The 26,066-nt window shown below is 68.6% G+C and carries 27 protein-coding genes and 1 tRNA gene; 7 read left to right on the forward strand and 21 right to left on the reverse strand.

Annotated features, from left to right (window positions below; genetic code table 11):
* The 4 genes from LQZ85_RS06200 to LQZ85_RS06215 all read right to left on the reverse strand — a co-directional run bounded on the left by LQZ85_RS06200 (position 1) and on the right by LQZ85_RS06215 (position 4,941).
* Positions 1–207, reverse strand: a complete 207-nt coding sequence (locus tag LQZ85_RS06200) for a YbdD/YjiX family protein (protein WP_230100674.1) — start codon at positions 205–207, stop codon at positions 1–3.
* The gene (locus LQZ85_RS06205) at positions 207–2,438 is read right to left on the reverse strand and encodes a carbon starvation CstA family protein (protein ID WP_230100675.1); all 2,232 of its coding nucleotides are present in this window, start codon (positions 2,436–2,438) and stop codon (positions 207–209) included. Before LQZ85_RS06205 ends, LQZ85_RS06200 begins: the two co-directional genes overlap by 1 nt.
* Before the next feature lie 143 nt (positions 2,439–2,581).
* Positions 2,582–3,901: a PhoH family protein gene (locus tag LQZ85_RS06210; protein ID WP_053095519.1), complete on the reverse strand. Its 1,320-nt coding sequence runs from the start codon at positions 3,899–3,901 to the stop codon at positions 2,582–2,584.
* A 260-nt stretch (positions 3,902–4,161) separates the two neighbouring features.
* On the reverse strand, positions 4,162–4,941 hold the full coding sequence (locus LQZ85_RS06215; RefSeq protein ID WP_056277965.1) for an isoprenyl transferase: 780 nt from the start codon (positions 4,939–4,941) through the stop codon (positions 4,162–4,164).
* Between the two features lie 96 nt (positions 4,942–5,037).
* Between LQZ85_RS06215 and LQZ85_RS06220 the strand changes: the two genes are divergently transcribed.
* Positions 5,038–5,766, forward strand: a complete 729-nt coding sequence (locus tag LQZ85_RS06220; protein WP_056277963.1) for a hemolysin III family protein — start codon at positions 5,038–5,040, stop codon at positions 5,764–5,766.
* Positions 5,767–5,782: 16 nt separating this feature from the next.
* On the opposite strand, the gene LQZ85_RS06225 is transcribed toward LQZ85_RS06220, so the two are convergent.
* Positions 5,783–6,067: a hypothetical protein gene (locus LQZ85_RS06225; protein ID WP_053095516.1), complete on the reverse strand. Its 285-nt coding sequence runs from the start codon at positions 6,065–6,067 to the stop codon at positions 5,783–5,785.
* A 69-nt stretch (positions 6,068–6,136) separates the two neighbouring features.
* Between LQZ85_RS06225 and LQZ85_RS06230 the strand changes: the two genes are divergently transcribed.
* The gene (locus LQZ85_RS06230; RefSeq protein ID WP_053095515.1) at positions 6,137–6,523 is read left to right on the forward strand and encodes a DUF4307 domain-containing protein; all 387 of its coding nucleotides are present in this window, start codon (positions 6,137–6,139) and stop codon (positions 6,521–6,523) included.
* 96 nt (positions 6,524–6,619) lie between these two features.
* Positions 6,620–7,108 carry a transcription elongation factor GreA gene (gene greA / locus LQZ85_RS06235; protein WP_053095514.1) on the forward strand — a complete coding sequence of 163 codons (489 nt, stop codon included), beginning with the start codon at positions 6,620–6,622 and terminating at the stop codon, positions 7,106–7,108.
* A 76-nt stretch (positions 7,109–7,184) separates the two neighbouring features.
* On the opposite strand, the gene ilvA is transcribed toward greA, so the two are convergent.
* Positions 7,185–8,414 (reverse strand): threonine ammonia-lyase, encoded by a 1,230-nt coding sequence (gene ilvA, locus LQZ85_RS06240; protein ID WP_056277960.1) that lies wholly within the window; start codon positions 8,412–8,414, stop codon positions 7,185–7,187.
* Positions 8,411–9,607, reverse strand: a complete 1,197-nt coding sequence (locus LQZ85_RS06245) for an AI-2E family transporter (protein ID WP_082297766.1) — start codon at positions 9,605–9,607, stop codon at positions 8,411–8,413. The genes ilvA and LQZ85_RS06245 overlap by 4 nt, the downstream gene beginning before the upstream one ends.
* A gap of 79 nt (positions 9,608–9,686) precedes the next feature.
* On the opposite strand from LQZ85_RS06245, the gene LQZ85_RS06250 reads away from it, so the two are divergent.
* Complete coding sequence (locus LQZ85_RS06250) at positions 9,687–10,949, forward strand: crosslink repair DNA glycosylase YcaQ family protein (protein WP_056277957.1); 1,263 nt, start codon at positions 9,687–9,689, stop codon at positions 10,947–10,949.
* Positions 10,946–11,431 carry a hypothetical protein gene (locus tag LQZ85_RS06255; RefSeq protein WP_056277954.1) on the forward strand — a complete coding sequence of 162 codons (486 nt, stop codon included), beginning with the start codon at positions 10,946–10,948 and terminating at the stop codon, positions 11,429–11,431. Before LQZ85_RS06250 ends, LQZ85_RS06255 begins: the two co-directional genes overlap by 4 nt.
* A 90-nt stretch (positions 11,432–11,521) precedes the next feature.
* Here LQZ85_RS06255 and LQZ85_RS06260 read toward each other — a convergent pair whose 3' ends face one another.
* The 3 genes from LQZ85_RS06260 to LQZ85_RS06270 form a co-directional block, all read right to left on the reverse strand.
* Positions 11,522–12,088, reverse strand: a complete 567-nt coding sequence (locus LQZ85_RS06260) for a LemA family protein (RefSeq protein WP_042542063.1) — start codon at positions 12,086–12,088, stop codon at positions 11,522–11,524.
* Positions 12,089–12,175: 87 nt separating this feature from the next.
* Positions 12,176–13,489 (reverse strand): D-arabinono-1,4-lactone oxidase, encoded by a 1,314-nt coding sequence (locus LQZ85_RS06265; protein WP_056277951.1) that lies wholly within the window; start codon positions 13,487–13,489, stop codon positions 12,176–12,178.
* Complete coding sequence (locus tag LQZ85_RS06270; protein WP_056277950.1) at positions 13,486–14,733, reverse strand: alanine racemase; 1,248 nt, start codon at positions 14,731–14,733, stop codon at positions 13,486–13,488. The genes LQZ85_RS06265 and LQZ85_RS06270 overlap by 4 nt, the downstream gene beginning before the upstream one ends.
* Before the next feature lie 324 nt (positions 14,734–15,057).
* Here LQZ85_RS06270 and LQZ85_RS06275 point away from each other — a divergent pair.
* Positions 15,058–15,130, forward strand: a tRNA-Leu gene (locus LQZ85_RS06275).
* 11 nt (positions 15,131–15,141) lie between these two features.
* Here LQZ85_RS06275 and LQZ85_RS06280 read toward each other — a convergent pair.
* From LQZ85_RS06280 to LQZ85_RS06330, 11 genes are all read right to left on the reverse strand, one after another.
* Positions 15,142–15,852 (reverse strand): DedA family protein, encoded by a 711-nt coding sequence (locus LQZ85_RS06280; RefSeq protein ID WP_056277947.1) that lies wholly within the window; start codon positions 15,850–15,852, stop codon positions 15,142–15,144.
* A complete protein-coding gene (locus LQZ85_RS06285; RefSeq protein ID WP_056277944.1) occupies positions 15,849–16,664 on the reverse strand; it encodes a hypothetical protein in 816 nt (271 codons plus the stop codon). Before LQZ85_RS06285 ends, LQZ85_RS06280 begins: the two co-directional genes overlap by 4 nt.
* 286 nt (positions 16,665–16,950) lie before the next feature.
* Positions 16,951–18,420, reverse strand: coding sequence for an FAD-dependent oxidoreductase (locus tag LQZ85_RS06290; protein WP_053099042.1), 1,470 nt, complete (start codon positions 18,418–18,420; stop codon positions 16,951–16,953).
* A 39-nt stretch (positions 18,421–18,459) separates the two neighbouring features.
* The gene (locus tag LQZ85_RS06295) at positions 18,460–19,752 is read right to left on the reverse strand and encodes a S8 family serine peptidase (protein WP_053095506.1); all 1,293 of its coding nucleotides are present in this window, start codon (positions 19,750–19,752) and stop codon (positions 18,460–18,462) included.
* Positions 19,749–20,291 carry a DUF501 domain-containing protein gene (locus LQZ85_RS06300; RefSeq protein WP_053095505.1) on the reverse strand — a complete coding sequence of 181 codons (543 nt, stop codon included), beginning with the start codon at positions 20,289–20,291 and terminating at the stop codon, positions 19,749–19,751. Before LQZ85_RS06300 ends, LQZ85_RS06295 begins: the two co-directional genes overlap by 4 nt.
* Positions 20,292–20,359: 68 nt before the next feature.
* On the reverse strand, positions 20,360–20,923 hold the full coding sequence (locus tag LQZ85_RS06305; protein WP_082586546.1) for a septum formation initiator family protein: 564 nt from the start codon (positions 20,921–20,923) through the stop codon (positions 20,360–20,362).
* A gap of 53 nt (positions 20,924–20,976) precedes the next feature.
* Positions 20,977–22,257, reverse strand: coding sequence for a phosphopyruvate hydratase (gene eno, locus LQZ85_RS06310; protein WP_053095504.1), 1,281 nt, complete (start codon positions 22,255–22,257; stop codon positions 20,977–20,979).
* 99 nt (positions 22,258–22,356) lie between these two features.
* Complete coding sequence (locus LQZ85_RS06315) at positions 22,357–23,016, reverse strand: O-methyltransferase (protein WP_053095503.1); 660 nt, start codon at positions 23,014–23,016, stop codon at positions 22,357–22,359.
* Between the two features lie 31 nt (positions 23,017–23,047).
* Entirely contained in the window at positions 23,048–23,998 is a 951-nt protein-coding gene (locus LQZ85_RS06320) for a type II CAAX endopeptidase family protein (protein WP_056277941.1), read from the reverse strand.
* A gap of 91 nt (positions 23,999–24,089) precedes the next feature.
* Entirely contained in the window at positions 24,090–25,109 is a 1,020-nt protein-coding gene (locus LQZ85_RS06325) for a DUF1648 domain-containing protein (RefSeq protein WP_056277938.1), read from the reverse strand.
* Entirely contained in the window at positions 25,106–25,456 is a 351-nt protein-coding gene (locus LQZ85_RS06330) for a GntR family transcriptional regulator (protein ID WP_056277934.1), read from the reverse strand. The genes LQZ85_RS06325 and LQZ85_RS06330 overlap by 4 nt, the downstream gene beginning before the upstream one ends.
* Positions 25,457–25,556: 100 nt before the next feature.
* Here LQZ85_RS06330 and LQZ85_RS06335 point away from each other — a divergent pair, with 100 nt between their 5' ends.
* Complete coding sequence (locus tag LQZ85_RS06335) at positions 25,557–26,027, forward strand: DUF4442 domain-containing protein (protein WP_056277931.1); 471 nt, start codon at positions 25,557–25,559, stop codon at positions 26,025–26,027.
* Positions 26,028–26,066 lie beyond the last annotated feature (39 nt).

Below are 26,066 nucleotides of genomic sequence, written 5' to 3' on the forward strand. Positions count from 1 at the left end.
TCAGCAGCAGCGGGCTCCGGGGTCGGCATCCTGCTGGGCGTAGTGCGCCCGCCAGAACTCGCGTTCGGTGAGCGGCTCTCGCTCGGGATGCCGCTCCTGTTCGTGCGCGACGTAGGCCGTGTACCGCGACTGCCCTGTCACGCCGTTCATGTACCAGGCGACGGAGTGCCAGATCCTGCGCGCCGCGTCGGTCACCGCCGCAGACATCAGTGCCCCCTCGTCGGCTGGGCGGACGAGGGCAGCGCGTTCCACTCCTTCTCGACCGCGCGCTCCTCCGGTGAGGCGATGAGTCCTGCCGGAGCGAACCGACGCGACGGCACCTCCGGGTCCTCGTGATCGATGATCGGCCCGGGTCGCACCGCCTGGATGACCTTGACGATCGAGATCGTGATGACGATCACAGACAGCACCAGGAAAGTCACCGACAGGATGCCCTGGATCATCGTGTTGCGCACCACCGCCTCCATCGCGGCGACGCTGGTCGCCGTGCCGAACGACGTCTCGCCCGCAGCCAGCGCGTCGCGGAAGGCGACGTGATTGGCGAAGTAGCCGACCTGCGGCACGCTCGAGAAGATCTTCTGCAGCGACGCCGTGACGGTGACGACCGTCACGAATGCCAGCGGCAGAGCGACCACCCAGAGAACCGTGAACGTGCGCCTGCGGGCGACGATGGTGAGCACCACGGCGAGCGCGATGGCCGCCAGCAGCTGGTTGGCGATGCCGAACAACGGGAACAGGGTGTTGATGCCGCCGAGAGGGTCCGTGACGCCCATGATCAGCACCGCGCCCCAGCCCGCGACCATCACCGCCGTGCAGATCCAGGCCCCGACCCGCCACGACGTGTCCTTGAAACGGGGGATGACGTTGCCGACCGAGTCCTGCAGCATGAATCGCGCGACACGGGTGCCGGCATCCACCGCGGTCAGGATGAACAGCGCCTCGAACATGATCGCGAAGTGATACCAGAACGCCATCATCCCGGTGCCGCCGATCCACTGCTGCATGATGTGCGCGAGGCCGAGAGCGAGGGTCGGCGCACCGCCGGTGCGGGAGACGATCGACTCCTCCCCCACAGCCTCCGCCGTGCTCGTGAGCATCTCGGGCGTCAGGTTCACACCCGTCAGCCCGAGGCTGTTGACGAACTGCACGGCGCCTTCGACGGTGCCGAGGGTCGCGGCCGGCGAGGAGTTCATCGCGAAGTACAGACCACGGTCGATCGAGATCGCGGCGACGAGCGCCATGATCGCGACGAACGACTCCATGAGCATGCCGCCGTAGCCGATGAAGCGGGTCTGCTTCTCCTTCTCGATCATCTTCGGCGTGGTTCCCGACGCGATGAGCGCATGGAATCCGCTCAGCGCCCCGCAGGCGATCGTCACGAACAGGAACGGGAAGAGGGATCCTGCCCAGACGGGCCCCGTCTCCCCCGCAGCGAATTCACTGAAGGCCGGGACGGTGATCTCGGGCCGCACGAAGAGAATCGCGACGGCGAGTGCCACGATCACGCCGATCTTCATGAAGGTCGAGAGGTAGTCGCGCGGAGCGAGCAGCATCCACACCGGCAGCACCGCGGCGATGAAGCCGTAGATGATGATCCCCCACGCGATCGTCGTGCGGTCGAGGGTGAAGACCGCCTGACCCCAGTCGGTCTCGGCGACCATCCCGCCGCCGATGATCGCCGCCATCAGCAGCACGAACCCGATGAGCGACACCTCGGTGATCTTGCCTGGTCGGATCCACCGGAGGTACGCGCCCATGAATAGGGCGATCGGGATCGTCATGGCCACGGAGAACACGCCCCAGGGGCTCTCGCCGAGGGCGTTCACCACGACGAGAGCGAGGATCGCCGTGATGATGATCATGATGAGGAGTGTGGCGACGATGGCCGCCGTGCCGCCGAATCGACCGAGCTCATCGCGGGCCATCTGGCCGAGAGAGCGCCCGCCCCGGCGCATCGAGAAGAACATCACGAGGTAGTCCTGCACGGCACCTGCCAGGACGACTCCGACGATGATCCAGATCGTGCCCGGCAGGTAGCCCATCTGCGCGGCGAGCACGGGTCCCACGAGAGGGCCGGCACCCGCGATCGCGGCGAAGTGGTGTCCGAACAGCACTCGACGGTCGGTCGCGACGTAGTCCTTGCCGTCCGCCTTGTACTCGGCGGGTGTCGCGCGCCGGTCGTTCGGCTTGACGAGGTTGCGCTCGATGAACTTCGAGTAGAAACGGTAGAAGACGAGATAGGTGCAGACCGCCGCGAACACGAACCAGATCGCGTTCACCGTCTCGCCTCTGACGATGGCGAGCATCGTCCAGGCGACACCGCCCAGCAGCGCGATCGCCGCCCAGAGGACGATCTTCAGCGGTGTCCAGCGCGGCTTCTCATCGACAGCCACCGGGGGAAGCGAGTGGTCTTCGACAGTCTTCGTTGTGTCACTCATGGCGCATCACTCCATCGTCTGCGTTCGGTGCCACGAGCGTAATCCGACGACCACGCCGACGGAAGCGAATCGCCGACGCATCCGCCGGATCATGCGACAGCGGATGCCGTGACACCACGGCATCCGCTGTCGGACCACTCAGGTCAGCTGAGTTCGCCCCCTTCGAGAAGCTCGGTCACCAGGGCGGCGATCGCGGAGCGCTCGGACCGCATCAGCGTCACGTGGGCGAACAGGTCATGCCCCTTGAGCGTCTCGATCACGCTGGCGATGCCGTCATGACGGCCGACACGGAGGTTGTCGCGCTGGCCGACGTCGTGGGTCAGGATCACGCGCGAGTTCTGCCCCATGCGGCTGAGGACGGTCAGCAGCACGTTGCGCTCGAGCGACTGCGCCTCGTCGACGATCACGAACGCGTCGTGCAGCGACCGACCGCGGATGTGCGTGAGCGGGAGCACCTCGAGAATGCCCCGTTCGACGACCTCCTCCATGACGTTGCCTGACACGACCGAACCGAGCGTGTCGAACACCGCCTGCCCCCACGGGCCCATCTTCTCGCCCTGATCGCCGGGCAGGTAGCCGAGCTCCTGGCCTCCGACGGCGAACAGCGGGCGGAAGACGATGATCTTCTTCTGCTGCTGTCGTTCGAGCACCGCCTCGAGGCCGGCGCAGAGAGCCAGGGCGGACTTTCCGGTGCCCGCGCGCCCGCCCAGCGAGACGATGCCGATGTCCGGGTCGGTGAGCAGGTCGATCGCGATCCGCTGCTCGGCGGACCGCCCGTGCATGCCGAAGATGTCGCGGTCGCCGCGGACGAGCTTGTACTCGCCGTCTCCCGTGATCCTGCCGAGTGCGGAACCGCGCTCGGAGTGGATGATGAGCCCGGTGTTCACTGGCAGGCCCCTCGCATCTTCGCTGATGCCCACCTCGCTCTCGTAGAGATCGCTGATCTCGTCACCGGACAGGTCGAGGGTGGTGATTCCGGTCCATCCCGAATCGACGGCCTGCTCGGCGAGGTACTCCTCGGCACGCAGACCGAGCGAGGCCGCCTTGACGCGCATCGGGAGGTCCTTCGAGACGATCGTGACGTCCTGACCGTCCTGCGCGAGGTTCATCGCGACCGAGAGGATGCGGGTGTCGTTGTCGCTCAGCCGGATGCCGGCCGGGAGCACCGAGGAGTCCGTGTTGGCCAGCTCGACCCGAAGCGTGCCGCCCTCGCCGACCTCGACGGGGAAGTCCAGCCGTCCGTGCTCGACACGAAGGTCATCGAGGTGGCGAAGCGCCTGACGGGCGAAGTATCCGATCTCCGGGTCGTGCCGCTTGCCTTCGAGTTCGGTGATGACCACCACCGGAAGGACGACCGAGTGCTCGGCGAACCGGAAGAACGCCTGCGGATCGCTCAGCAGGACGGACGTGTCGAGCACATAGGTCCGAAGATCCTGATCAGGACCCTCCGCCCCCGCTCGCATCGTCGTCTTACGGGTGGACTGCTGCGCGGTGCTGGTGGACTGCTGCGCTGTACGTGAGGTCACGACCCACTCCCGACCCGGGGAACTCCCGGTTATTCGAACGAGTCGACCAGGGGGTCACGAGTCGTCATCCTGAGGCCGACCCGACGGGCACCTTGCCCGATGCCTAGAAGCTACGACCAGCCGCCGACATTTGACGAACTCGACACGCCACGAGTTCGTTACGTGTTGGTTAACGCGGGGTGGCGTCGTCGGCGAGGTCAGCGGCCGAAGCGCCGGTCGCGGTCGGCGAAGTCGCGGATCGCGCGGAGGAAGTCGACCTGTCGCAGGTCCGGCCCGAGCGCCTCCACGAAGTAGAACTCGCTGTGGGCGCTCTGCCAGAGCAGGAAGTCGCTCAGACGCTGCTCGCCGCTCGTGCGGATGACGAGATCGGGGTCCGGCTGGCCGCCGGTGTACAGATGCTCCCCGATCATCTCGGGGGTCAGATGAGCGGCGAGGTCCTCGATCGTGCCGCCGGACGCCTGATGCGCCGTGACGATGCTGCGCACCGCATCGACGATCTCGTTGCGTCCGCCGTAGCCGACCGCGAGGTTGACGTGGAGGCCGGTGTGGTCGCGCGTGCGCTCCTGTGCGTCGTCCAGCACCTTCGCGAGCTCCGCGGGAAGGATGTCGGAGCGTCCGACGTGCTTCACACGCCAATTGCCCTCGCGCGACAGTGCCTCTGCGAGCTCGGCGATGATCTCGATCAGATCGGCGAGCTCGGCGGAGTCGCGCTTTCGCAGGTTGTCGCTGGACAGGAGATACAGCGACACGACCCGAACCCCGAGTTCATCGCACCAGCCGAGGAACTCGCGCATCTTGGCGGCACCCGCCCTGTGTCCCTCCGCGGGAGTCTCGTAGCCGAGCTGCCTGGCCCAGCGCCGATTGCCGTCGATCATCATGGCGACGTGATGGGGAACGGTCTCCGGATCGAGATGGCGGCGCAGCCGGCTGGTGTAGAGGCGGTACAGCGGCCCCCGCCCCTGACCATCGCGTGTCATCACCTCCCTACGCTATCGTGTCGGCGTCGGCGGACCCAGGGCCGACGCTCAGGATATGTACGCTCGCCTGCATGGGAGCCCGCATAGAGTGAAGGCGTGAGCACTCCCGACTCCTCGGTACCTGACGTCCCCCAGCTGCCCCTCCTGGAGGAGGCGGCGCACGACGCCGCCGTCGAGATCAAGCCGACCTGGCGCGGCTGGATCCACGCGGCCACGTTCCCCGTCGCGATCGTCGCCGGGGTGGTGCTGATCACCGTCGCGCAGGGCGGCGCGGCCAAGTGGGCCGCCGCCGTGTTCATGGCCACCTCGCTGCTGCTCTTCGGCAACTCCGCTCTCTATCACCGGATCGACTGGAGCCCGAAGGTCAAGGTGATCCTCAAGCGGATCGACCACGCGAACATCCTGCTGCTGATCGCCGGCACCTATACGCCGCTCGCCGTGCTCGCGCTGCCCCCTCAGAAGGGCGCCCTGCTGCTCGTGTTCGTGTGGAGCGGGGCGCTTCTCGGCATCCTGTTCCGGGTGTTCTGGATCAATGCTCCGCGGTGGCTGTACGTCGCCCTCTACCTGCTTCTGGGCTGGGCTGCGGTGATGTACCTCGCCGACCTCTTCGTCGCGAACGCCACGATGATGGTGCTCGTCATCGTCGGAGGGCTCCTCTACACGGGCGGCGCGGTCGTCTACGCGATCAAGAAGCCCAACCCGTGGCCCGGCCATTTCGGGTTCCACGAGATCTTCCACGTATGCACGGTGCTCGCTTTCCTGTGCCACTGGATCGCGTGTCTGCTCATCGCCCTCGCACCGCTGTCCCCGTCACTCGGGGCCTGACCCGCCGAAGGCTCGGTCAGCGCTTCTCGGGGTCGTCGTCGCCCTCGCGCACGATCGGCAGGTCGGCATCCGTCTCGGTCGCCTCGTCAGCCGCCCGCGCGGCCTCTTCGGCGTCGAGCTCATCCCTGACCTCTTCGCGGTAGCGGACCCGACGGATGCGACGGTTCATGTCGAGGATCAGCAGGATCACCGCGATCAGGATGATCACGACGGCGGCGAAGCCGACGAATCCGGGCGTGACCAGCTCCGGTGCCACCGTCATCGTGGGCGTCGGCATCGGTGTCTCGGTCAGAGCGAGCATGGAGTCTGCCTTTCATGCGCAGGTCGCATAACCTGGAGTTACCAGCCTAACGACCGGAAGACCCACCCCGTGACGACCGCACAACAGCTCGATGACCGCTACGGTCGCACCCGCTCCCGCCGGGGGCCATGGATCGTCCTGATCGCCATCGCGGCACTTCTCGTCGGCGCGTTCGGCTGGATGATCGTCGCGGCGCAGATGAACGCGGTCGACTCCGACGATCTCGGCTTCGATCTGGTGGATGAGCACAGCGTCACCGTGCGCTTCCAGATCACCGGGGTGCAGGGCAAGGACGTGGCCTGCATCGTCGAGGCGCTCGACGAGGAGTTCGGGGTCGTCGGCTGGAAGGTCGTCGAGATCCCCGCCGGCGACGCCCATTCGCAGGCGCTCTCTGCCACGGTTCCCACCGTCTCGAGCGCCACGACAGGTTTGGTGAACAGCTGCTGGGTCGCTTAGACTCGAGCCAGACAGATGACGCCCTGGCACCGTGCCGGGGCGTCTTGGCATATCCCCCGCGGAACGTCGCCGGGTACCTAACGAAGGAGCTTCGTCATGTCTACTGACGCTCAGGTTCCCTTCCTCACGCAGGAAGCGTATGACCGGCTCGTCGCCGAGCTCGAGCACCTCTCCACCACAGGTCGCGAAGAGATCGCCAAGCGCATCGAAGCGGCACGCGAAGAGGGCGACCTCAAGGAGAACGGCGGTTACCACGCCGCCAAGGACGAGCAGGGCAAGCAGGAGGCGCGGATCCGCACCCTCGAGAACCTTCTCAAGACCGCCAAGGTCGGCGAGGCGCCCGCGAGCCGCGGCATCGTCGAGCCCGGCACGGTCGTGACGGCCGTGGTCGCCGGTGGCGAAGAGGTCTTCCTCCTCGGCAGCCGTGAGATCGCCGTGGGCAGCGACCTCGACGTGTACAGCGAGGCCAGCCCGCTCGGACAGGCGATCCTCGGACTCAAGGTCGGCGAGAAGTCCTCGTACGAGGCGCCGAACGGCCGCGCGATCTCGGTCGAGATCGTGAACGTCGAGACCTACACCGGCTGACGCGCTCCGATCACGCGCGCGTTCCGCGACGACAGAAGGCCCCGTCCGAATGGACGGGGCCTTCTGTCGTCGCGGGTCAGTCCGGAACGATCATCGGCTGGAAGCCGGCACGACGGAGGATGTCGAGGGTGTGCTCGGAATGCTCGGTGCCCCGCGTCTCGACGCTGAGCTCGAGGAAGACCTCGCTGATCTGCAGCCCGTGCCCGTGACGGGTGTGCATCGCCTCGATCACGTTGGCGCCGGCCTCCGCGATCAGCTCGGACACCCGCGCCAGCTGACCGGGACGGTCGGGCAGCGGGATGCGGATCGTCAGGTACCGGCCGGATGCCGCCAGACCGTGAGAGACCACGCGCTGCAGCAGCAGCGGGTCGATGTTGCCACCGGAGACCACGGCCATGGTCTTGCCGCTGGCCTTCACCTTGCCGGCGAGGATCGCGGCGACTCCGACGGCACCCGCCGGCTCCGCGATCACCTTGGACTGCTCGAGCAGCACGAGGATGGCGCGTGCGAGGTCGTCGTCCGTCACCGTGACGACCTCGTCGACGAGGTCCTTGATGATCTCGAACGGGATGGCGCCGGGGCGCGCGACCAGGATGCCGTCGGCGATCGTGGGCTTCGTCTCGATGTCGACCGGGTATCCCGCTTCGAGCGAGGGAAGCATCGCCGCGGCGTTCTCGGCCTGGACGCCGATGATGCGGACGGTGCGGCCCATCTCGGCGGCCTTCGCCTTCACCGCGGCGGCGACACCGGCGATCAGGCCTCCCCCGCCGATCCCCAGCACGATCGTGTCGACGTCCGGAGCATCCTCGAGCAGCTCGAGCCCGAGCGTGCCCTGGCCGATGACGACATCGCGGTGGTCGAACGGATGGATGATCACCGCTCCCGTGCGCTCGGCGAACTCGGCGGCGAGCCGCAGCGACGTCGCGACCGTCTCTCCCTCGAGCACGACCTCGGCGCCGTAGCTCCTGGTCGCCAGCAGCTTGGGCACCGGGATGCCGATCGGCACGAAGATGGTCGCCGGGATTCCGAGGGTCTGCGCCGCGAGGGCGACGCCCTGCGCGTGATTGCCGGCGGAGGCCGCGACCACGCCGCGCGCGCGCTCTTCGGCACTCAGCTGGGAGAGGCGATATGCGGATCCCCGGATCTTGAAGGACCCCGTTCGCTGCAGGTTCTCCATCTTGAGTACGACCGGCGCTCCGAGGACATCCGACAGAGCGCGCGAAGGCAACGTCGGCGTCCGCGTGATCACCTCAGCCAGACTCTGAGCTGCCTTCTCGAACTCGTCCAGGCTGGGGACTGCGCTCATCGATTCCTCCGTCTCCGCTCGCGCGGAACTGTGCTCCAGATTAGGTCTGCGTTCGGGACGTCGCCGGTCTTCCACGACCCCGTGCTGACGGTCACCGCTGCGACGTTGACGAACGCTGCGAGAGGCACCGCGAACAGCGCTCCGGGGATGCCGCCGACCATCGAGCCGCCGGCGACGACGAGCACGACCGCGAGCGGGTGCACCTTCACCGCGGAGCCCATCAGGATCGGCTGCAGGATGTGCCCCTCGAGCTGCTGCACGCCGAGCACGACGGCCAGCATCGCCAGAGCGATCCACGGCCCGTTGTAGACGAGGGCCAGCAGGACCGCGATCGCGCCGGTCACGACCGCACCGACGATCGGCACGAAGGATCCGAGGAAGACGAGCACGGCGACCGGTATCGCCAGCGGGACGCCGAGCAGAGCGGCACCCACGCCGATGCCGACCGCGTCGATCGCGGCCACCAGCAGCTGCGTGCGGGCGTAGTTGACGATCGTCGCGAAGCCGTTGCTCGCGGCCGCGTCGGCGGCAGGTCGCGCCGCGCGCGGGAACAGGCGCAGCGTCCAGCGCCAGATCCCCCGACCGTCGGCGAGCAGGCAGATCAGGATGAACAGTGAGAGGACCGCTCCGGTCACCACATGCGCGGCGGTCGTGCCGACCGCGAGAGCCCCGTTGAGGAGCGTCTGCGTCTGCTCGTTGATGATGCCGAGGCCCTGATCGATGTAGTCCTGGATCTGCGTCTCACTCAGGTGCAGCGGTCCGTTGAGAAGGAACTGCCGGAATTCCTCGATCGCCTGGGAACTCCGCGCCTGCACGTCGGGCAGCTGGGCGCGGACCTGCCAGATGACGAGCCAGAGCAGTAGGGAGACGATCGCGAGCGTGCCGATGATCGACAGCGCCACTGCCAGCCAGCGCGGGAACCGGTGGCGCAGCATCCACTGGAATCCCGGCCACAGCAGAGCCGTGATGAGGATGCCGACCATGAGCGGGATCACGAGGAGCTTCAGCTCGATCACGAGCCAGATGAATCCGGCCACCACCGCTGCGATCAGCAGGATGCGCCAGGAATATGCGGCCGTGATGCGGAGTCCTCGCGGGACGGCTTCATCGGCCTCGGTGGTCACCGTGCGATCCGGCGAGACCGGGCGCGGACGGAAGAGGTCTCTCAGCCGTGGACGCAGCTCTTCGCTCATCGCCCAAGTCTACGGCGCGGGCGCCGCGCGTCCGGACGTACGAGGCCCGGATGTCGGCGCTCGGAGATACCCTGACGAGGTGACCGAGACCCTCAGCTCCGCCCAGGCCCGTCGCATCGCGCTGGCCGCGCAGGGCTTCTCCCGCGCACGCCCCGCATCGGTGTCGGCCCGGCACATCCACCGGGTGATGGATCGGCTGGGCGTGCTGCAGATCGACTCGGTCAACGTGTTCGCGAGGTCGCACTACATGCCGCTGTTCTCGCGTCTGGGAGCCTACGATCCGGCGCTGTTCGATCGGGTGTTCCACTCCCGGACCACCCACTACGTCGAGTACATGGCTCATGAGGCGACGTTCATCCCCATCGAGGATTGGCCGCTGTGGCGATTCCGGATGGATCACTTCCGCGCTCGATGGGCGGCGGCCGACTCGTGGATGAGCCTGAACACGCGGACGCTGCGCTGGGTGCAGGACGAGCTCAGGGCGCGGGGCCCACTGCGACCGGCGGATCTCCGAGAAGATGCGCCCCGCGAGCGCGGCACATGGTGGGACTGGGATGACGTCAAGCTCGCGCTCGAGCACCTGTGGCGCACCGGGGACGTCGCGATCAGCGGTCGGAAGGGTTTCGAGCGCAGCTACGCTCTCGCCGAGCAGGTGATCCCCGACGCCATCCTGTCGCGCCACGTGCCGCGGGACGATGCGATCCGCGAGCTCACACGTCGGGCGGCGCGCTCGTCGGGAGTCGCGACGCAGTCGGATCTCGCCGACTACCACCGCATCCGCGATCGCGCGGCGGTCTCGCAGTCGATCGCCGATCTGGTCGACACGGGCGAGCTGCTCCCGGTGTCGGTGCGGGGCTGGGACCGCGGTGGGCGCCCGCTCCCGAGCTGGCGACATCGGGATGCCGTGCTGCCGCGCCGCATCGACGCGTCAGCGCTGCTGACACCGTTCGATCCCGTCGTCTGGTTCCGCGACAGAGCGCTGCGCGCCTTCGAGCTCGACTACAGGATCGAGATCTACGTCCCCGCCGACAAGCGGCGATACGGCTACTACTCGCTGCCCGTGCTCGTCGGCGACCGGATCGTGGCCCGCGTCGATCTGAAGGCCGACCGCGCGACGTCGACGCTTCAGGTGCAGTCGGCCTGGTGGGAACCTCAGGCCAGGCCTGACGCCGACGCTGAGCGGATCGCCGCAGAGCTGGCCCTCGCAGCGGAATGGCAGGGCCTCGCGCATGTCTCGGTCTCGCGGTGGGGCACCGCGGCAGAGGCTCTTCACGCCGCACTCTCGGTTCGCCCGGACACGTCCGTGCGTCGCCATGTGCACGCGAGAGAGGTGCCCTCGTGAACCGCCGCAGGGCATGGGCGATCGGCGGCGTCGGTGCCGCTCTCGTCGTCGTGGTGGCGGCATCATGGCTGTGGCTGTCATCCGGCGATGTGTCCCCTGCTGCCGGTCCCCCGGCGACGAGCAGCGCACCGACGCCTGAGATCGATGTGCGCACGACCGCACAGCAGGCGCTGGACGACCACCTCGAGGAGTGCACGTCTGCGGAGGCCTCCGATGACGCCGTTCCCGACGGATGCGGGATCAGGATCCCCTGGGGCACCGAGTTCGCCTCGGTCGACGACGTCCGGTTCCGCATAGAGCAGCTGCCGGTCCTGGAGCTCACGGACGGTGGATTCGTCGCCGACGGGGGCGTCCTCGTCGCCACCGTGTCTGGCACAGGTCAGGACGGCAGTCCGAGGACCGAGACGTATCGCACGGACTCCTGGACGCTCCGCGGTGGCGTGACCGTCGAGGGTGACGCTGTGGAGCTCGACGTCTGGTGAGCGTCGCTCAGGCCCCGCGATCGACTCGCCACGGGCAGCCGGACATGCAGAAGGCCCGATGCGCTGGTGCGCATCGGGCCTTGTGACACATCAGAACTGCACGCGTGGCGGTTCGGAGATCGCGCCGCTGTCGGCGACCTCGAAGAACTCGCGCTCGGTGAATCCGAGTCCCTTGGCGAAGAGATTGTTGGGGAAGACCTTGATCTTGGTGTTCAGCTCGCGGACCCCGCCGTTGTAGAAGCGGCGCGCAGCCTGGATCTTGTCCTCGGTGTCGACGAGGGCCTGCTGCACCTGAAGGAAGTTCTGGCTCGCCTGCAGCTGCGGATAGGCCTCGGCGACCGCGAACAGGCTGCGGAGCGCCTGCTGCAGATGACCTTCGGCGATGCCCGCCTCGCCGGGGCTGCCGGCAGACAGCGTCTCCGCTCGCGCACGCGTGACGTTCTCGAACACCGCCTTCTCGTGCGAGGCGTAGCCCTTCACCGTCTCGATGAGGTTGGGTATCAGATCCGCTCTGCGCTTCAGCTGAACCGTGATGCCGCTCCAGGCCTCGTCGACGCGGACGTTGAGCTGCACCAGCGAGTTGTAGGTCGCCCAGAGGTAGATTCCGATGAGCAGAATCACACCGACGACGATCAGTACCGGCACGAGCCATTCCATCAGAGGCCCACCCTTCCTCGTGTTTGTCTCATCCTATCGGCGCAGCCTGCGCGTCGACTGGGTGTGCGACGGTCAGCTGCAGCCCCGTCATGCGCCGAGAACGCGATCCAGGTATCGGTTCGTGAATCGGCGATCCGGGTCGAGCCGGTCGCGCACGGCGGTGAAGTCGTCGAACCGCGGATAGCGCTCTCGCAGCTGCTCGGCGGTCAGCGTGTGCAGCTTGCCCCAGTGGGGGCGTCCGCCGTGCTCGAGCATGATCTGTTCCACGGCCTCGAAGTACACCGACGGATCGGCGCGCCAGTAGCGGTGGACCGCGATGTACCCCGTGGCCCTGCCGTACGCCGTCGACAGCCACCTGTCGTCGCCCGCCGCGAAGCGCACCTCGATCGGGAATTCGATGCGCCATCCTCGTCGCTCGATGAGCTCGCGCACAGCGCGGAAGGCCGGCACGACGTTCTCGACGGGCAGCGCGTACTCCATCTCGCGGAACCGCACCGTGCGGCTCTGTGTCAGGACGCGGTGCGACAGCTCGGTGTAGCGCCGGTCGCCCGTGAGCTTCACCGCGAGCCTGTTGAACGGCGGAGTGATGACGGGTGCCACCTGCCCGGCGGCGCATACCGCCCGGTATACGCCGTTCGAGAGCAGGGTCTCATCGATCCAGCGCCCTACGACGGGGAGAGGCTGCCGCCGAGTCGACTCCGGCAGTCTGGTCTGTCTCTTGGTCAGAGCGATGTCCGTGTGCGGGAACCAGTAGAACTCGAAGTGGTCCGATTCCTCGACCCGACTGTGCAGGGTCTCGAGAACGTCGTCGAGAGGCGCTGGCTCGTCGACTGCCTCCAGGAGGAGGTTCGGCACGCACTGCAGCGTGATGTCGACCAGGATCCCGAGCGCGCCGAGCCCCAGTGTGACCGCGGGCAGCAGATCGGTGTTCTGCCTCTCGTCCACTCTCAGGAACTCGCCGGCTGCGGTCACCATGGTCGCCGCGACGACCTGTGTGGCGAGTCCTCCGAACCCGGACCCGGTCCCATGGGTCCCGGTCGAGATCGCGCCGGAGATGGACTGACGGTCGATGTCGCCGAGGTTCTCCATGGCGAGACCGAACGGCGCAAGCAGTGAGGGGATGCGGTGCAGCCGGGTTCCCGCGAGCAGGGTCGCGCGGCCGGTGGACGCGTCGGCCGATACGAGTCCTTGCATGTCGTCGAGTTCCAGGAGCACCCCGGGGGCGACGGCGATGCCCGTGAAGCTGTGCCCCGCTCCGACCGCCTTCACGGTGAGACCTTGCGACACAGCCGCCCGGACGGCGCGCTGCACGCCTTCCGGCGTGCGCGGGCGCTCGACGCGAAGCGGCTTCACCTGCGCCGACCGCCCCCAGTTCTGCCAGGTTCCGCCGATCCGGGTCACAGGAACGCCTTCCCCTCGCCGCGATACGTGGGAAGCTCGTCGACGATCTCGTCGCCGGAGACGAGCTGGTAGCTGTCGATGCGCTCGGCAGGCTCGCCGCTCTTCGCGTGGCGGAACCAGACCCGATCGCCCACTCCGAGGTGCTGGGCCTCTCGCCCCTGCAGCGGTGTCTGCACCTCGCCCGCGGCCTCGCGCGACAGAGTGCGCAGTCCCTGCGGCCAGACGGGCGACGGCTGTCGCGACGTCACGGCGGGGCCCGAGGCGATCCATCCGCCACCGAGCACGGTCGCGATGTCGGCGGCCGGCCGCCGCACCACGTCGAACGCGAACGCCGACGCCGGTGCCGGGCGGAAGGATCGATACCCGTCGAAGAGGTGCCCTCCGAGCAGTCCGCTGCCGGCACTCGCCTCGGTCAGCGATTCGTCGCTGCCGGTGAACTCGAGGGAGCCGGTCCCTCCGCCGTTGAGGAACTCGAGAGGGGCGATCTCCGAGAGTGCGCCGACGATCGCGGCTCGTCGGTCTCGCAGTTCTGACCGGGAGCGCGCCTGCATCAGACGGATCACCGGCGCGTCCGGTCCCGCGTTGTCGCCCTGCCCGGCGATCTGGGCCTCGTACATCTGCAGGCCGACGAGCGTGAAGCCGGGGCGGCGGACGATCGTGCGAGCGAAGGCCGCCACCTCTCCCGGAGTGAACAGCGCGGACCTGCGGACGCCGATATGACCGAGCGCCGCCGATCGCAGTGAGGCGTCCGCGTCGATCGCGACACGGATGTCGGGGCGATGGCCGGCAGGCGCGACGCTGTCGACGATGTCGAGATGCGCCGGGTCGTCGACCATGAGCGTGATGCGCCGAGCCGCCTCTTCGGATTCGAAGAGCTGCGCGAGTCCCGCGCGATCGACCGTCGGGTAGCCGATCACGATGTCGTCATGGGTCTCGGCGAGCCAGAGCGCTTCGGCGAGGGTGAACGCGAGAATCCCCCGGTAGCCGGGAAGCTGCAGCACCGCGTCGAGAACCGAGCGCACGCGCACCGACTTCGAGGCGACGCGGATCGGCAGTCCGCCCGCACGGACCAGCAGATCCAGGGCGTTGTGCCGGAGCGCTTCTCTGTCGATCACCGCCACGGGAGCAGAGAGGTGGCCGGTCGCCGCAGACAGGCGCGGCCAGTACCGTGACGGGTCGTGCCACTCGGGGGAGACTGCGTTTCGTCCCTGATCGGGGCTCATATCGGCGATGAGGTCGAGCACTCCCCCACCCTATGTCCAGCGCGGACGCGGATTCATGCTTTCTGAGATCGAGTCGCAGCGCAGTCGTACGGCCACGTCCGGAATCCCGGTACTTTAGCCGCAATGCTCGTAATGAACATCCACGGTCGCCGTCTCTATCACTGAGGCCGTCATTCGTGGCGGCTCACCGGCCGTGCCCGGCCGGTTGCCGGGGGGTAGCGATGCTGTCTCAGCAGCATCACAGGGAGACGGGCGCTGGGACGCCCGTCTCCCTTCGCCCTGTCCGTGCGGGATGCGGCGCCGGAGCGGCCGATATACCCGTGTAATCTGAGCCAGTCACATGGAGCCCCCGTAGCCCAATGGCAGAGGCAGGCGACTTAAAATCGCTTCAGTCTGGGTTCGAGTCCCAGCGGGGGCACAGCGCGCTTCTCAGCCATCCGCGCGTCCATCTGCCGCGCCGCGGGTCTGTCCGTTCGCGGATGCCGACCCGCGCGCCTCACGGATTCGGCGCAGGACCAGCACACCGACGGCGATCGCCAGCGCTGAATACACGGCGTAGTCGAGATACCCGAGCAGGTGCTCGAGCTGCTCGTGCTGGGTTCCCAGCAGGGCACCCACCCCGATGAGCAGAGTGTTCCACAGGCCGCTGCCCACGATGGTGTAGACGCTGAATCGCGCCAGGTTCATCCGCGTGGCACCCGCAGGGATCGAGATCAGGCTGCGGACTCCGGGGACCATCCGCCCCACGAGCACCGTCCACCCTCCGCTTCGCTGGAACCAGGCCACTCCCCGGTCCAGATCGCCGCGGCTGACCAGCTTGGTGGCCGCGAGAAGCCGCACGGCCCGCTCGATGCCGATGGCCGCCCCGAGCCAGTAGAGCAGGAGCGCCCCGATCCATGAGGCGAGGGTGCTCCACACGATCAGCCAGCCGAGCGTGAGGTCGCCGCTCTGACTCAGGTAGCCGGCGAACGGGAGAATCACCTCGCTCGGAATGGGCGGGACGAGCACCTCGAGGAACACCAGCACGCCCACCCCGATGTCGCCGAGCTGGGTGAGGACGTCGGCGGCGAACCCGGTGAGGCCGGAGAATCCGTGATCCGACGGCGATGACTCGGCGGCCGCCATGATCGCGCCGCTCATCGGCCGAACAGATCGCCGATTCCGGGGATGCCCAGGTCGCCGAGCCGCTGACCCCATTCGCTCGCGGCGTCGCCGAGGCCCGAGACGGTCTCACCGGCCGATCCGAGAACACCCTCAGCGGCTCCCGCGAGCTCCTCGCCGCCGAGTCCGCTCGCGATCGCCTCGACGTCGACACCCTGCGCGAGCGCGTCGAAGTCGACACCGAGCCCGGCCGCCTGCTCGAGAAGGGGGGCGGCGACGGCACTGCCGACGGCGCCGACCGCCACGATGCCCAACGCGCCCACGGCGGCGCCGCCGACGGCACCGGCAGCGCCGAACCCGCGCACCCGCGACAGGATGCCGCGCATGCGTCCGGGGTGCGCCGCCTCGGAGCGCCCGGCCGCACGTGCGAGATCCTCCGGCGAGGACGAGGTCGGGCGTTCGCCGGGCGCGAGCTCCGTGCTCATGCGCTCCTGCACCTGCGCGCGCTGCGCCGGCGTCAGCCGCGCGAACGCCTCGCGATGGATCTGCTCGATGCGGTGCGGATCGGCGGTCTCGAGCAGGTAGTCGTACCGTGCGATCGCGGCCCGGTCGGCATCCGACCCCGATCCGGCTGCACGGGAGGCGGAGGCGGCACCGGCAGGAGGCGGAGAGTACGGGTCACGCGACGTCCGGTGCACCGGCGGAGGAGAGTATCGATCATTCTCCGGGTGACGCCGTCCGGGCGCGGGAGGCGTCTGCCCCCGCGAGCCGTCGCGATCCGTGCGGGATCCGCTCTCGTCGAGATCGAGGGCGCGAGCGGCCATCCCGAGCAGTCGGTTGAGTTTTCCCATGGTGACGATTCCTTCGTGGTGTGGACGACCACGGGTCTCGACAGCGGTGCGGTGAGGGGTCCTTGGCCGTCCGCGGATACGGACGCCAGGTCTCCTCCACCCTCACGGGCCGGTGGGCCGGGACACGACCTCGTATCCGTAATGACGACACCACCGCAGACGGGAGTACTCCCCTTGCGCTGCCGACGGTAGCAAGCGCGCCTATGAACGGGGTGCGAGACACGCCCCGTCGGCGGAGACGACGAACGCCCCGACTCCGGAGGAATCGGGGCGTTCGAGGAGAGGACTACTTGGCGGCAGCCGTCTCGGCGGTCTTCTTGGCGGCCGGCTTCTTGGCACCGGTCTTCTGGCCGGCGGGCTTCTCGTCAGCAGCCTTGTCGACGGCGGTCGCCTGCGCGGCCGGAGCCGTGACGGCGGGAGCCGGCGCATCGGCGGCCGGACGCGGGCGAGCGGCGAACTCCTCGAAGACATAGCGCGGGTTCTGGACCGTCTCGAGGTTCACCAGGTCGCGACCGAGCCACAGGTTGTTCCACCAGCCCCACACCACGCGGAACTTGCGCTCCCACGTGGGCATCGCGAGGCCGTGGTATCCACGGTGGGCGACCCAGGCGACGAACCCCTTGAGGGCGATCTTGCCGGACTGGAAGACACCGTTGTAGAGCCCGAGGCCCGCGACGGCGCCGAGGTTCTTGTGGAAGTACTCCTTCGGGTCCTCGCCACGCAGCACGGCGACGATGTTCTTCGCGAGGAGCTTCGCCTGACGGACGGCGTGCTGGGCGTTCGGCACGCAGAAGCCGCCGACGCCACCACCGGACAGGTCGGGGACGGCAGAGACATCACCGGCGGCCCAGGCCCCGGGAACGAAGGCCTCGGGGGTGCCGACACGGAGGTCTGCACGGGTCTGGATGCGGCCGCGCTCCTCGATCGGGAGGTCGCCACCGCGCACCACCGTCGGGTTCGCCATGACACCGGCGGTCCAGACGATCAGATCGGTGGGGATGACCTCACCCGTCGACAGCTCGACGTTGCCGTCGACCGCGCTGGTGAGCTGCGTGTCGAGGTGCACGTTGGCGCCGCGCTTCGCGAGGTCCTTGAGCACCCACTCGCTCGTCTGCAGCGAGACCTCGGGCATGATGCGCCCCATCGCCTCGATGAGGTGGAAGTGGGTGTCGTCGAAGGTCAGCTGCGGGTACTTGCTGACCAGCGACGAGGCGAGCGAGCGCAGCTCGGCGAACACCTCGATGCCGGCGAAGCCACCGCCGACGACGACGACGGAGAGCAGGCGATCACGCGCGGGGCCCGCAGGCAGCGACGCCGCCTTGTCGAAGTTCGACATCAGGCGGTCACGGATCGCGACGGCCTCCTCGATCGTCTTCAGGCCGATCGCGTTGTCTGCGATGCCCGGGATCGGGAAGGTGCGCGAGACGGCACCCGCGGTCACCACGATCTGGTCGTACGCGAACTCGTACGGCTCACCCACGGGAGGCGTGATCGTCGCGACCTTCTCGGCGTGGTTGATTCCGGTCACCTTGGCGGTGAGCACGTTCGTGCGCTTGAGGTGACGACGGTGGGCGACCACCGAGTGTCGGGCTTCGATCGAGCCGGCGGCCACCTCGGGGAGGAACGGCTGGTACGTCATGTACGGCAGCGGGTCGACCATGGTGACGTCTGCTTCACCCTTGCGAAGGTGCTTCTCCAGCTTCCACGCCGTGTAGAAGCCTGCATAGCCTCCACCGACGATCAGAATCTTGGGCACAGTGCTGTTCTGAGGCACAGGGGGACAACTCCTCGGGAGTCAGGAATGTGGCGTGCGTGCGCGCGCCGATCGGATGCGCCGGGCAGCTGCGGTGACGCCAAGCGCTATCAGGATACCAGGGACTGTGAGCGCGATGAGCGGCAGGGTACCGTAGCGCAGCGATTCAGCGCTGGGAAGCAGCGGTGAACCGGCTTCCGTCGGCGCGTCCGCATCCGGCAGAGGCGGGACCTCGACCGGCGCGGCGGTGGGTTCCGGCTGCGGGACGGTCTCCGCCCGACGGAACAGGCGGACCCACTCGGCGAGGTCTCCCATGGGGTTCTCGGAGACCTTGGGCACGTCCCCGCTGATCGCCGCCTCGGCATCCACCAGACCATAGCCGTAGAGGGGGTCGGGAGGATCCGCCATGCCGGGGACCTCGATCGCCGTCTTGATGATGCGGTTGATGACGTTGGCGGCATCGAGCTCGGGATGCGCGGACCGGACGAGGGCCGCGATGCCCGCGACGATGGGCGCCGCACCGCTGGTGCCGCTCCAGGGCACGACCGTGCCGTCCGCCGAGACGCCGCGCAGGCCCTCGCTGGGTGCCGCGATGCCGATGGTGATCCCCTGCGTCGAGGCTTCGATGCTCGCCGTGCCCGTCTGATCGACTCCGCCGACCGTGAGCACGCCGGGGATCGTCGCGGGGGCGCCGATGATGTCGGTGCCGCTCCCCCGATTGCCCGCCGCGACCACGACCACGACGTCGTTCTCGAAGGCGTAGAGGAACGCGTCGTCCCAACTCTTGTCCCAGTCCAGCGTGTTCGTGGTGAACGAGAGGTTGATGATGTCCGCCCCGTGATCGACCGCCCAGCGCATCGCCTTCGCCACCTGCTCGGTGAACGGCACGGCGGCAGCTGCGCCGAACCCCACGGAGATCGAGAGCAGATCGGCTTCGGGGGCGACGCCGATCATGCCCTTGCCGTCGGCCGCGCCGCGCCCGGCGGCGAGGGATGCGACCCACGAGCCGTGATTGCCGTCGATGGCACCCACCGGGGTGCGCCCGTCGGGTGTCCCGGTGCCGGACACGTCCGTGCCGCCGACGACGGCCCCGTCGAACACTCCCGGGACCTTGGCGATCCCGGTATCGATGACGGCGATGGTCACTCCGTCGCCGCGGGTGGTCTGCCAGGCGTCTCGGATCCCGGCGCCATCGAGCCAGTATTCGGCGGCGCGCACCGGATCGGCAGGATCATCGGGCACCGGCGGCGGCGTCGCCGCTGCGCCGAGGAGCAGGACGGATGCCACGATCGTCGCCACCGCGACGCCGTTGCGCAGCATCCGCGGCGGCCTCATTCGGTCGACGCCTCGACGTCGCGCAGGGCCGCACCCGGGGCGTCGCACCGGCACTTCTCGGGAGACCACGTCGAACGCTCGAGCGCCACGTCACCGATCGGGTTCACGCCGGGGCCGGCCGCGAGAGCGTGACCGGCCAGAGCGTGCAGGCACTTGACGCGCGTGGGCATGCCGCCCGCCGAGATGCCGTCGATCTCAGTGACCTCGCCGAACTGCGCACGATCGGCGAGGTAGGCCTCGTGCGCCGCGAGGTAGGCCGCCGCGACCCCGTCGTCCTCGGCGAGGAGCGCCGCGAGCTCCGGCATGACCTGCGTGGCCTCGAGAGTCGACATGGCCGCAGTCGCGGCAGGGTGGGTGAGGTAGTAGAAGGTGGGGAACGGCGTTCCGTCCGGCAGCCTCGGCGTGGTGGCGACGACCGTGGGGTTGCCGCAGACGCAACGGGCTGCGATGCCGACGACGCCGCGAGCGGTTCTCCCCAACTGGGCCGACACCACGGCGAGTTCGGCGGTCGTGGGGGCGGGGAATGGCGGCGTGGTCACCCGACCAGCGTACGGGAGCCGACCGGGAGGATGCTCGGAGCACACGCCCCGTGCGGCGGCGGCGCAGGTCAGCGGGCGACTGCGGCCGTGTCGCTGAGTCCGGCGGACGTCAGAGTGCGCAGGAGCTGCGGCATCCAGTCGGAGGGCGTCTCCTCGAGCGTGTCGCTGACCGGGCCCTGCTGCTGCGGAAGCGCGGCGGGGTCGAGGTCGTTGTCGATCAGGTACACGACCTCGCCGGGCTTGACGTAATACAGGCGCTCACGCGCCTGGGTGGTGATGTACGCCGGGTCGTTCCAGCGTTCACGCTCTTTCTCGAGCGCGGCGATCTGGTCTTCGGAGACCTGGATCGACTGCTCCAGAGCCGAGATCTTCTGCCTCTGATCGATGAAGGTGCCGAGGGTCGGCACCAGCACCCACGCGCCGAGGACCACGAGAGACAGCATGATGACCGAGAAGGCCGACAGGCGGATGCCGGAGGCCCACTCGCGCACATCGACCCTGCGGTCCTGCGCGCCTCTGCTCGCCGCACCCCGGGGCGTCCGACCCGCGGTGCGCCGTGCGGGCGACGGCGGCGCTGAGGCGGGCCGGGTCGACCCCGGAGACGCCGAAGGAGGAGCCGGTCGTCGTGCCACGGCTCCTCCTTCGTTCGAGCCGCTCAGGCGGCTTCTGTCTGTCTCAGCTGTGTTCAGCCCTGGTAGCGCGGGAACGCGGAGCGGCCGGCGAAGACAGCCGCGTCGCCCAGCTCTTCCTCGATGCGCAGAAGCTGATTGTACTTCGCGACGCGCTCGCTGCGAGCAGGCGCACCCGCCTTGATCTGACCCGCGTTCGTCGCGACCACGAGGTCGGCGATCGTCGTGTCCTCGGTCTCACCCGAGCGGTGCGACAGCATGGCGGTGTAACCCGAGCGCTGCGCCAGGCTGACCGCGTCGAACGTCTCGGTGAGCGTTCCGATCTGGTTGACCTTCACGAGCAGCGAGTTGGCGACGCCGCGCTTGATGCCGTCAGCCAGACGCGTCGGGTTGGTGACGAACAGGTCGTCTCCGACGAGCTGGACCTTCGAGCCGAGAGCGTCGGTGAGGAGCTTCCAGTTGTCCCAGTCGTCCTCGGCGAGGGCGTCCTCGATCGTGACGATCGGGAAGTCGTTGACCAGACCCTGGTAGTACTCGATCAGCTCGGGGCCGGTCCAGTCCTTGTTGTCGAGGCGGTACACGCCGTCGCTGAAGAACTCGGTCGCTGCGACGTCGAGGCCGAGCGCGATCTCGGTGCCCGGCTTGAAGCCGGCCTTCTCGATCGCCTTGACGAGGAAGTCGAGACCCTCGCGGTTGCTGGGCAGGTCGGGGGCGAAGCCGCCCTCGTCGCCGAGGCCCGTCGCGTAGCCGGCGGCCTTCAGCTCGCCGCGCAGCACGTGGTAGGTCTCGACACCCCAGCGAAGCGCCTCGGAGTACGTCTCGGCGCCGATCGGCGCGAGGAAGAACTCCTGCATGTCGATGCCGTTGTCGGCGTGCTCGCCGCCGTTGATCACGTTGAAGAGCGGCACGGGCAGCACGTGCGCGTTGGGGCCGCCCAGGTAGCGGAACAGGGGCAGATCGGCCGAGTCGGCCGCGGCCTTCGCGACGGCGAGGCTGACGCCGAGGATCGCGTTGGCGCCGGTGCGCTGCTTGTTCTCGGTGCCGTCGGTCTCGATCAGGATCTCGTCGACGATGCGCTGCTCGCTCGCCTCGATGCCCTCGAGCGCCGGTCCGAGTTCGTCGATGATGGCGTCGACGGCCTTGAGCACGCCCTTGCCGCCATAACGGCTCTTGTCGCCGTCGCGCAGCTCGTACGCCTCGAATGCGCCGGTGGATGCACCCGACGGGACGGCTGCCCGCTGGACTACGCCGTCGTCGAGGAGCACCTCCACCTCAACGGTCGGGTTTCCGCGCGAGTCGAGAATCTCGCGTGCGCCTACAGCCTCGATCAGTGCCACTGATGTGCTCCTTGCTCAGAGAAAAGGTGTGTGGAGCGTCGTCGATCCGCGCCCAGTCTAGCCCGCCCGAACCTCAGCACCCGGGTCGGGGTCGGAGGTTCACACGACGACAGCGAGCGCGACGCCATCCCAGCCTTTGACACCGACCGTCTGCAGCGCGGTGGCGTCGAAGCGCGGGTCCTCGCCCAGCATCCGCAGTGCATCCCTGGTGCCGACGACCTTGGGGTCGGCCGCATCGTCGCGCACGATCTCACCCTCCCGTCCGATGTTGTCGAGCACGATCACGGTTCCGGGATGGCCCAGTTTCGCGGCCCAGTCGAGGTAGACCGTGTTCGACTCCTTGTCGGCGTCGATGAAGACCAGGTCGAAGCCGCCGACCAGCGTGGGGAGCACGTCGGCACCTCGGCCGATCCGGATGTCGACGCGGTCTCCGACGCCGGCGGCATCGATGCTCGCGCGGGCCACGGCGGCGTTGTCCGCTTCGGCCTCGACGGTGATCACCCGCCCCTCGGGACCCACCGCCCGTGCGAGCCAGATCGTCGAGTACCCGCCGAGCGTTCCGATCTCCAGCACGCGGCGAGCGCCGCTGATGCGGGCGAGGAGGTTGAGGAGCTTGCCGCCGACCGGCGCGACCTCGATCTCGGGAAGACCGGCATCGTGCTGAGCGGCCAGCGCCGCCTCCAGCTGCGGATCATGACCGACGAGGAGATCAGCGAGATAGGCGTCGGCATTCGACCAGGCGGCGGGAGTGGATTCCATGCCCTCAGCAAACCGTGAGCCCCGAAGAGCGTCAAGAGGGTTGCGGACCCCTCCCGGCTCGGGGAGCGGACAGCAGCCGCCCGGGCGCGCCCGCGAGCTCGGGCTGACGACGGAACTGGCCCGTGAGTGCCAATGCGGCGATCACCGCCGCCGCGACGATCCATCCCGCGACGCCGAGAGGTCCGGCGAGTGCGAGATCGGGCTGCGATGCGGCGAAGATGAGGACGAGTCCGGCGGCCGCGTTCAGCGAGCCGTGCGCGAGGACGGCGGGCCAGACCGATGCGGAGCGCAGACGCAGCCAGCCCAGCAGCACACCCCAGGCCATGCAGCCGCCGATCATGAACAGCACGCCGGTGATGTCGGTGCGCCCGAAGTTGTAGCCCAGCAGGATCACCGGGCTGTGCCAGAAGCCCCAGATCGCTCCGCTGATGAGGAGTGCCGGCCACGTGCCGAGCGGTCGCAGGGCCGGGACGAGCCACCCGCGCCAGCCGAGTTCTTCGCCGAACGCCAGCACACTGTTGATCAGGGCGCCGACAGGGATCATCACGATCTGCGAGATCACGATGAGCTCGATCGGGGGCATCGGCGCACCGGCGGGCAGCGACCTCGCGATCTCAGCGGAGAACGCCGAGAACGTCGGGTCGAGCTGCACCCATCCGAAGGCCGCCGCGACCACGATGCCGAGCACGACGAGAACCGGAGGGACGAGCCAGCCCGCCACCATCAGCCAGACGACCCGCCTCGCCGGGCGCAGGGGCCAGATGCCCAGGAAGCGGAGCCGCTCCCCCGGTGCCGGCACACGCAGGGCGAAGGTGACCACGAGCGCGGCGAGCGCGGGGGTCAGCATCATCACGGGCAGCAGGAACCAGGTGCTGGGCTCGGCGAGGCCGTCGCCCAGCCACAGCGGCAGGGCGACGAGCCAGGCGAGCCCGCACGCGAGCGCGACGAAGAGGACGACGGATGCGGCTCTGATGCGGGTCATGGATTGACTCCCGGTTCGGTGTCGATGTGCTGTTCGGTGTCGATGTGCTGTTCGGTGTCGATGTGCTGTTCGGTGTCGATGTGCGGTGCGATCATCGGGATGCTGCGGAAGCGAGGACGGATGCCGCTGTGGAGGCGTCATCGACGGTGACGACGAACACGCGACCGTCTGTGCGGGTGATCTCGAGGGCCTCGCCGGTGCGCAGCACGAATCCGCGCCGCCCGTCGGTGCCGATTCGGTAGCCCCAGCCGCCGAACTCGGCGAACGGGTCGACCTGCACCGCGCGAGCGCTGGCGATGTCGGCCGCGGCGATCTCGAGACGCGGCCATCCGGCGACGGAGCGCACCCGAAGGCCAGCGGTGCTCGCCCGCACCCGGAACGACAGACCCGTCGCCACGACGATGACGAGGACCGCAGTGATGCCCGCCACGATCCACCCGGCGGCGATGCCCCGGGCGAGCAGCAGCACGCTCACGGCGACCGTGAAGAAGACGCTGATCCCGAGGACGACCTGGCCACTGCGGGCCACGTTCACGGTCTTCATCCACACGGCGCGCTCGTGGTCGGCGAGAGGGAGAGGTGCCGCCGGATCCGCGGACGCGACGGATGCGACGGGCACCTTCGGCTGCGCGAACCATCCGATCACCCCGAGGCCGGCGGCGATCGCGACGATGACCGGGACCCAGAGGGTGATGTCGGGCGCCTCGGTCGCATCGGAGAGCCCTCGCTGGGAGCCGGTCGTCGTGATCGCGAGCATGGACATCAGGCCCGCCATCGCGAGGCCGGCCGCTCCGAGCAGACGGGCGGTCGTCGACCACTGCGACTGGGGAAGCGGCCCGCCCGAGCCCCGTGGGGGCAGCCTGTGCGAGACCAGGACGATGATCGCGAACATCGCCACGATCCCTCCGCCCAGGCCGATCAGCATGACCAGTGGCGTCCACCGCGGCGCGAAGCCATCGGCCCCGTCGAGGCCCCAGTGGATCGCCGCAGGATCGGGGATGTCGGGCAGCCACGCCAGGACGATGACGGCGGCGAGCACGATCAGAGCGGCGGGGACGATGACCCCGACCCACCAGAAGGCGGTGCGGGCGCGGCGGATCTCGGGGGTCATGCGTCGGTCTCCTTGATGAGCGCGGCCAGTGTCGAGGAAGAGAGTCCGAGGGCTGCGGCGCGGGCGACGAGCGCGGCGATGTCCTGTGAGAGCTCGGCGAGCGGAGATGCAGCAGCGGACACCACCGCTCCCCTGCCACGGCGCAGATCGATCAGCCCCTCGTCGCGCAGCTGCTGATAGGCACGGAGAACGGTGTGCAGGTTGATCTCGAGCGCCTCGGCGAGTTCACGGGCTGCAGGCAGCCGGTCACCCGGCACGAGACGTCCGGCGAGGACATCGGCGCGAACGGATGCCGCGACCTGATCGAAGAGCGGCCGAGCGCTGTCGGCGTCGATGCGGATCAGCATCCCGTCCTCCAATCTTCTAGTAGTTCTACATAAACTATAACAACTGTCGCAACCCTCCAGCGAGCTTTGTCCGGATCAGGCCGTCGGCCACACTGACCTCATGCGCATCACTCCCCGTCGTCTCGCCACGGGCATGAGCCTGTGGGTCCCCAATCTGTTCAGCGGCATCCGCATCCGCCGCTTCAGCGAGGACTGGACGCACGCCACGGTCGAGCTGCACGTCAACGTGTTCACCCGCAATTACGTGAAGACGGCATTCGGCGGCTCGATGTCCGCGATGACGGACCCGTACTTCTTCATGCTCGTGATGCATCAGCTCGGCCGGGACTATGTCGTCTGGGACACCCGGGGCGAGATCGAGTTCGTCAAGCCCGGGCGCGGGGTGCTGACCGCCGAGTTCGAGGTCAGCCGCGAGCGGGCCGAGGAGATCCGCGAGCGGGCGCACGGCGGTGCGAAGGTGCTCGAGTGGTTCGAGACCGTCATCACCGACCGCGACGGAGACGTCGTCGCCAGAGTCCGCCGACAGGTCTACATCCGCGAGAAGCAGCGCGTCACCTCCGCTCGGGGCTGACGGCGACGGCGATACCGGACGTTCACCCGGACGTGCCAC

This window comes from Microbacterium sp. Bi98, assembly GCF_918698045.1.
GTDB lineage: Bacteria > Actinomycetota > Actinomycetes > Actinomycetales > Microbacteriaceae > Microbacterium.

Excerpts from the sequence above, each read along its gene's own strand:
- LQZ85_RS06330 (WP_056277934.1), bottom strand. The coding sequence starts at position 25,456 with ATGCTGATCCGCATCGACGCCGACAGCGCTCGGCCGCTCTTCGATCAG.
- LQZ85_RS06280 (WP_056277947.1), bottom strand. The coding sequence starts at position 15,852 with ATGAGCGGCGCGATCATGGCGGCCGCCGAGTCATCGCCGTCGGATCAC.
- LQZ85_RS06260 (WP_042542063.1), bottom strand. The coding sequence starts at position 12,088 with ATGGAATGGCTCGTGCCGGTACTGATCGTCGTCGGTGTGATTCTGCTC.
- ilvA (WP_056277960.1), bottom strand. The coding sequence starts at position 8,414 with ATGAGCGCAGTCCCCAGCCTGGACGAGTTCGAGAAGGCAGCTCAGAGT.
- LQZ85_RS06200 (WP_230100674.1), bottom strand. The coding sequence starts at position 207 with ATGTCTGCGGCGGTGACCGACGCGGCGCGCAGGATCTGGCACTCCGTC.
- LQZ85_RS06285 (WP_056277944.1), bottom strand. The coding sequence starts at position 16,664 with ATGGGAAAACTCAACCGACTGCTCGGGATGGCCGCTCGCGCCCTCGAT.
- LQZ85_RS06205 (WP_230100675.1), bottom strand. The coding sequence starts at position 2,438 with ATGAGTGACACAACGAAGACTGTCGAAGACCACTCGCTTCCCCCGGTG.
- LQZ85_RS06225 (WP_053095516.1), bottom strand. The coding sequence starts at position 6,067 with ATGCTCGCTCTGACCGAGACACCGATGCCGACGCCCACGATGACGGTG.
- LQZ85_RS06325 (WP_056277938.1), bottom strand. The coding sequence starts at position 25,109 with ATGACCCCCGAGATCCGCCGCGCCCGCACCGCCTTCTGGTGGGTCGGG.
- LQZ85_RS06245 (WP_082297766.1), bottom strand. The coding sequence starts at position 9,607 with ATGAGCGAAGAGCTGCGTCCACGGCTGAGAGACCTCTTCCGTCCGCGC.
- LQZ85_RS06295 (WP_053095506.1), bottom strand. The coding sequence starts at position 19,752 with ATGAGGCCGCCGCGGATGCTGCGCAACGGCGTCGCGGTGGCGACGATC.
- LQZ85_RS06210 (WP_053095519.1), bottom strand. The coding sequence starts at position 3,901 with ATGCGAGCGGGGGCGGAGGGTCCTGATCAGGATCTTCGGACCTATGTG.
- greA (WP_053095514.1), top strand. The coding sequence starts at position 6,620 with ATGTCTACTGACGCTCAGGTTCCCTTCCTCACGCAGGAAGCGTATGAC.
- LQZ85_RS06320 (WP_056277941.1), bottom strand. The coding sequence starts at position 23,998 with ATGACCCGCATCAGAGCCGCATCCGTCGTCCTCTTCGTCGCGCTCGCG.
- LQZ85_RS06215 (WP_056277965.1), bottom strand. The coding sequence starts at position 4,941 with ATGACACGCGATGGTCAGGGGCGGGGGCCGCTGTACCGCCTCTACACC.
- LQZ85_RS06315 (WP_053095503.1), bottom strand. The coding sequence starts at position 23,016 with ATGGAATCCACTCCCGCCGCCTGGTCGAATGCCGACGCCTATCTCGCT.
- LQZ85_RS06335 (WP_056277931.1), top strand. The coding sequence starts at position 25,557 with ATGCGCATCACTCCCCGTCGTCTCGCCACGGGCATGAGCCTGTGGGTC.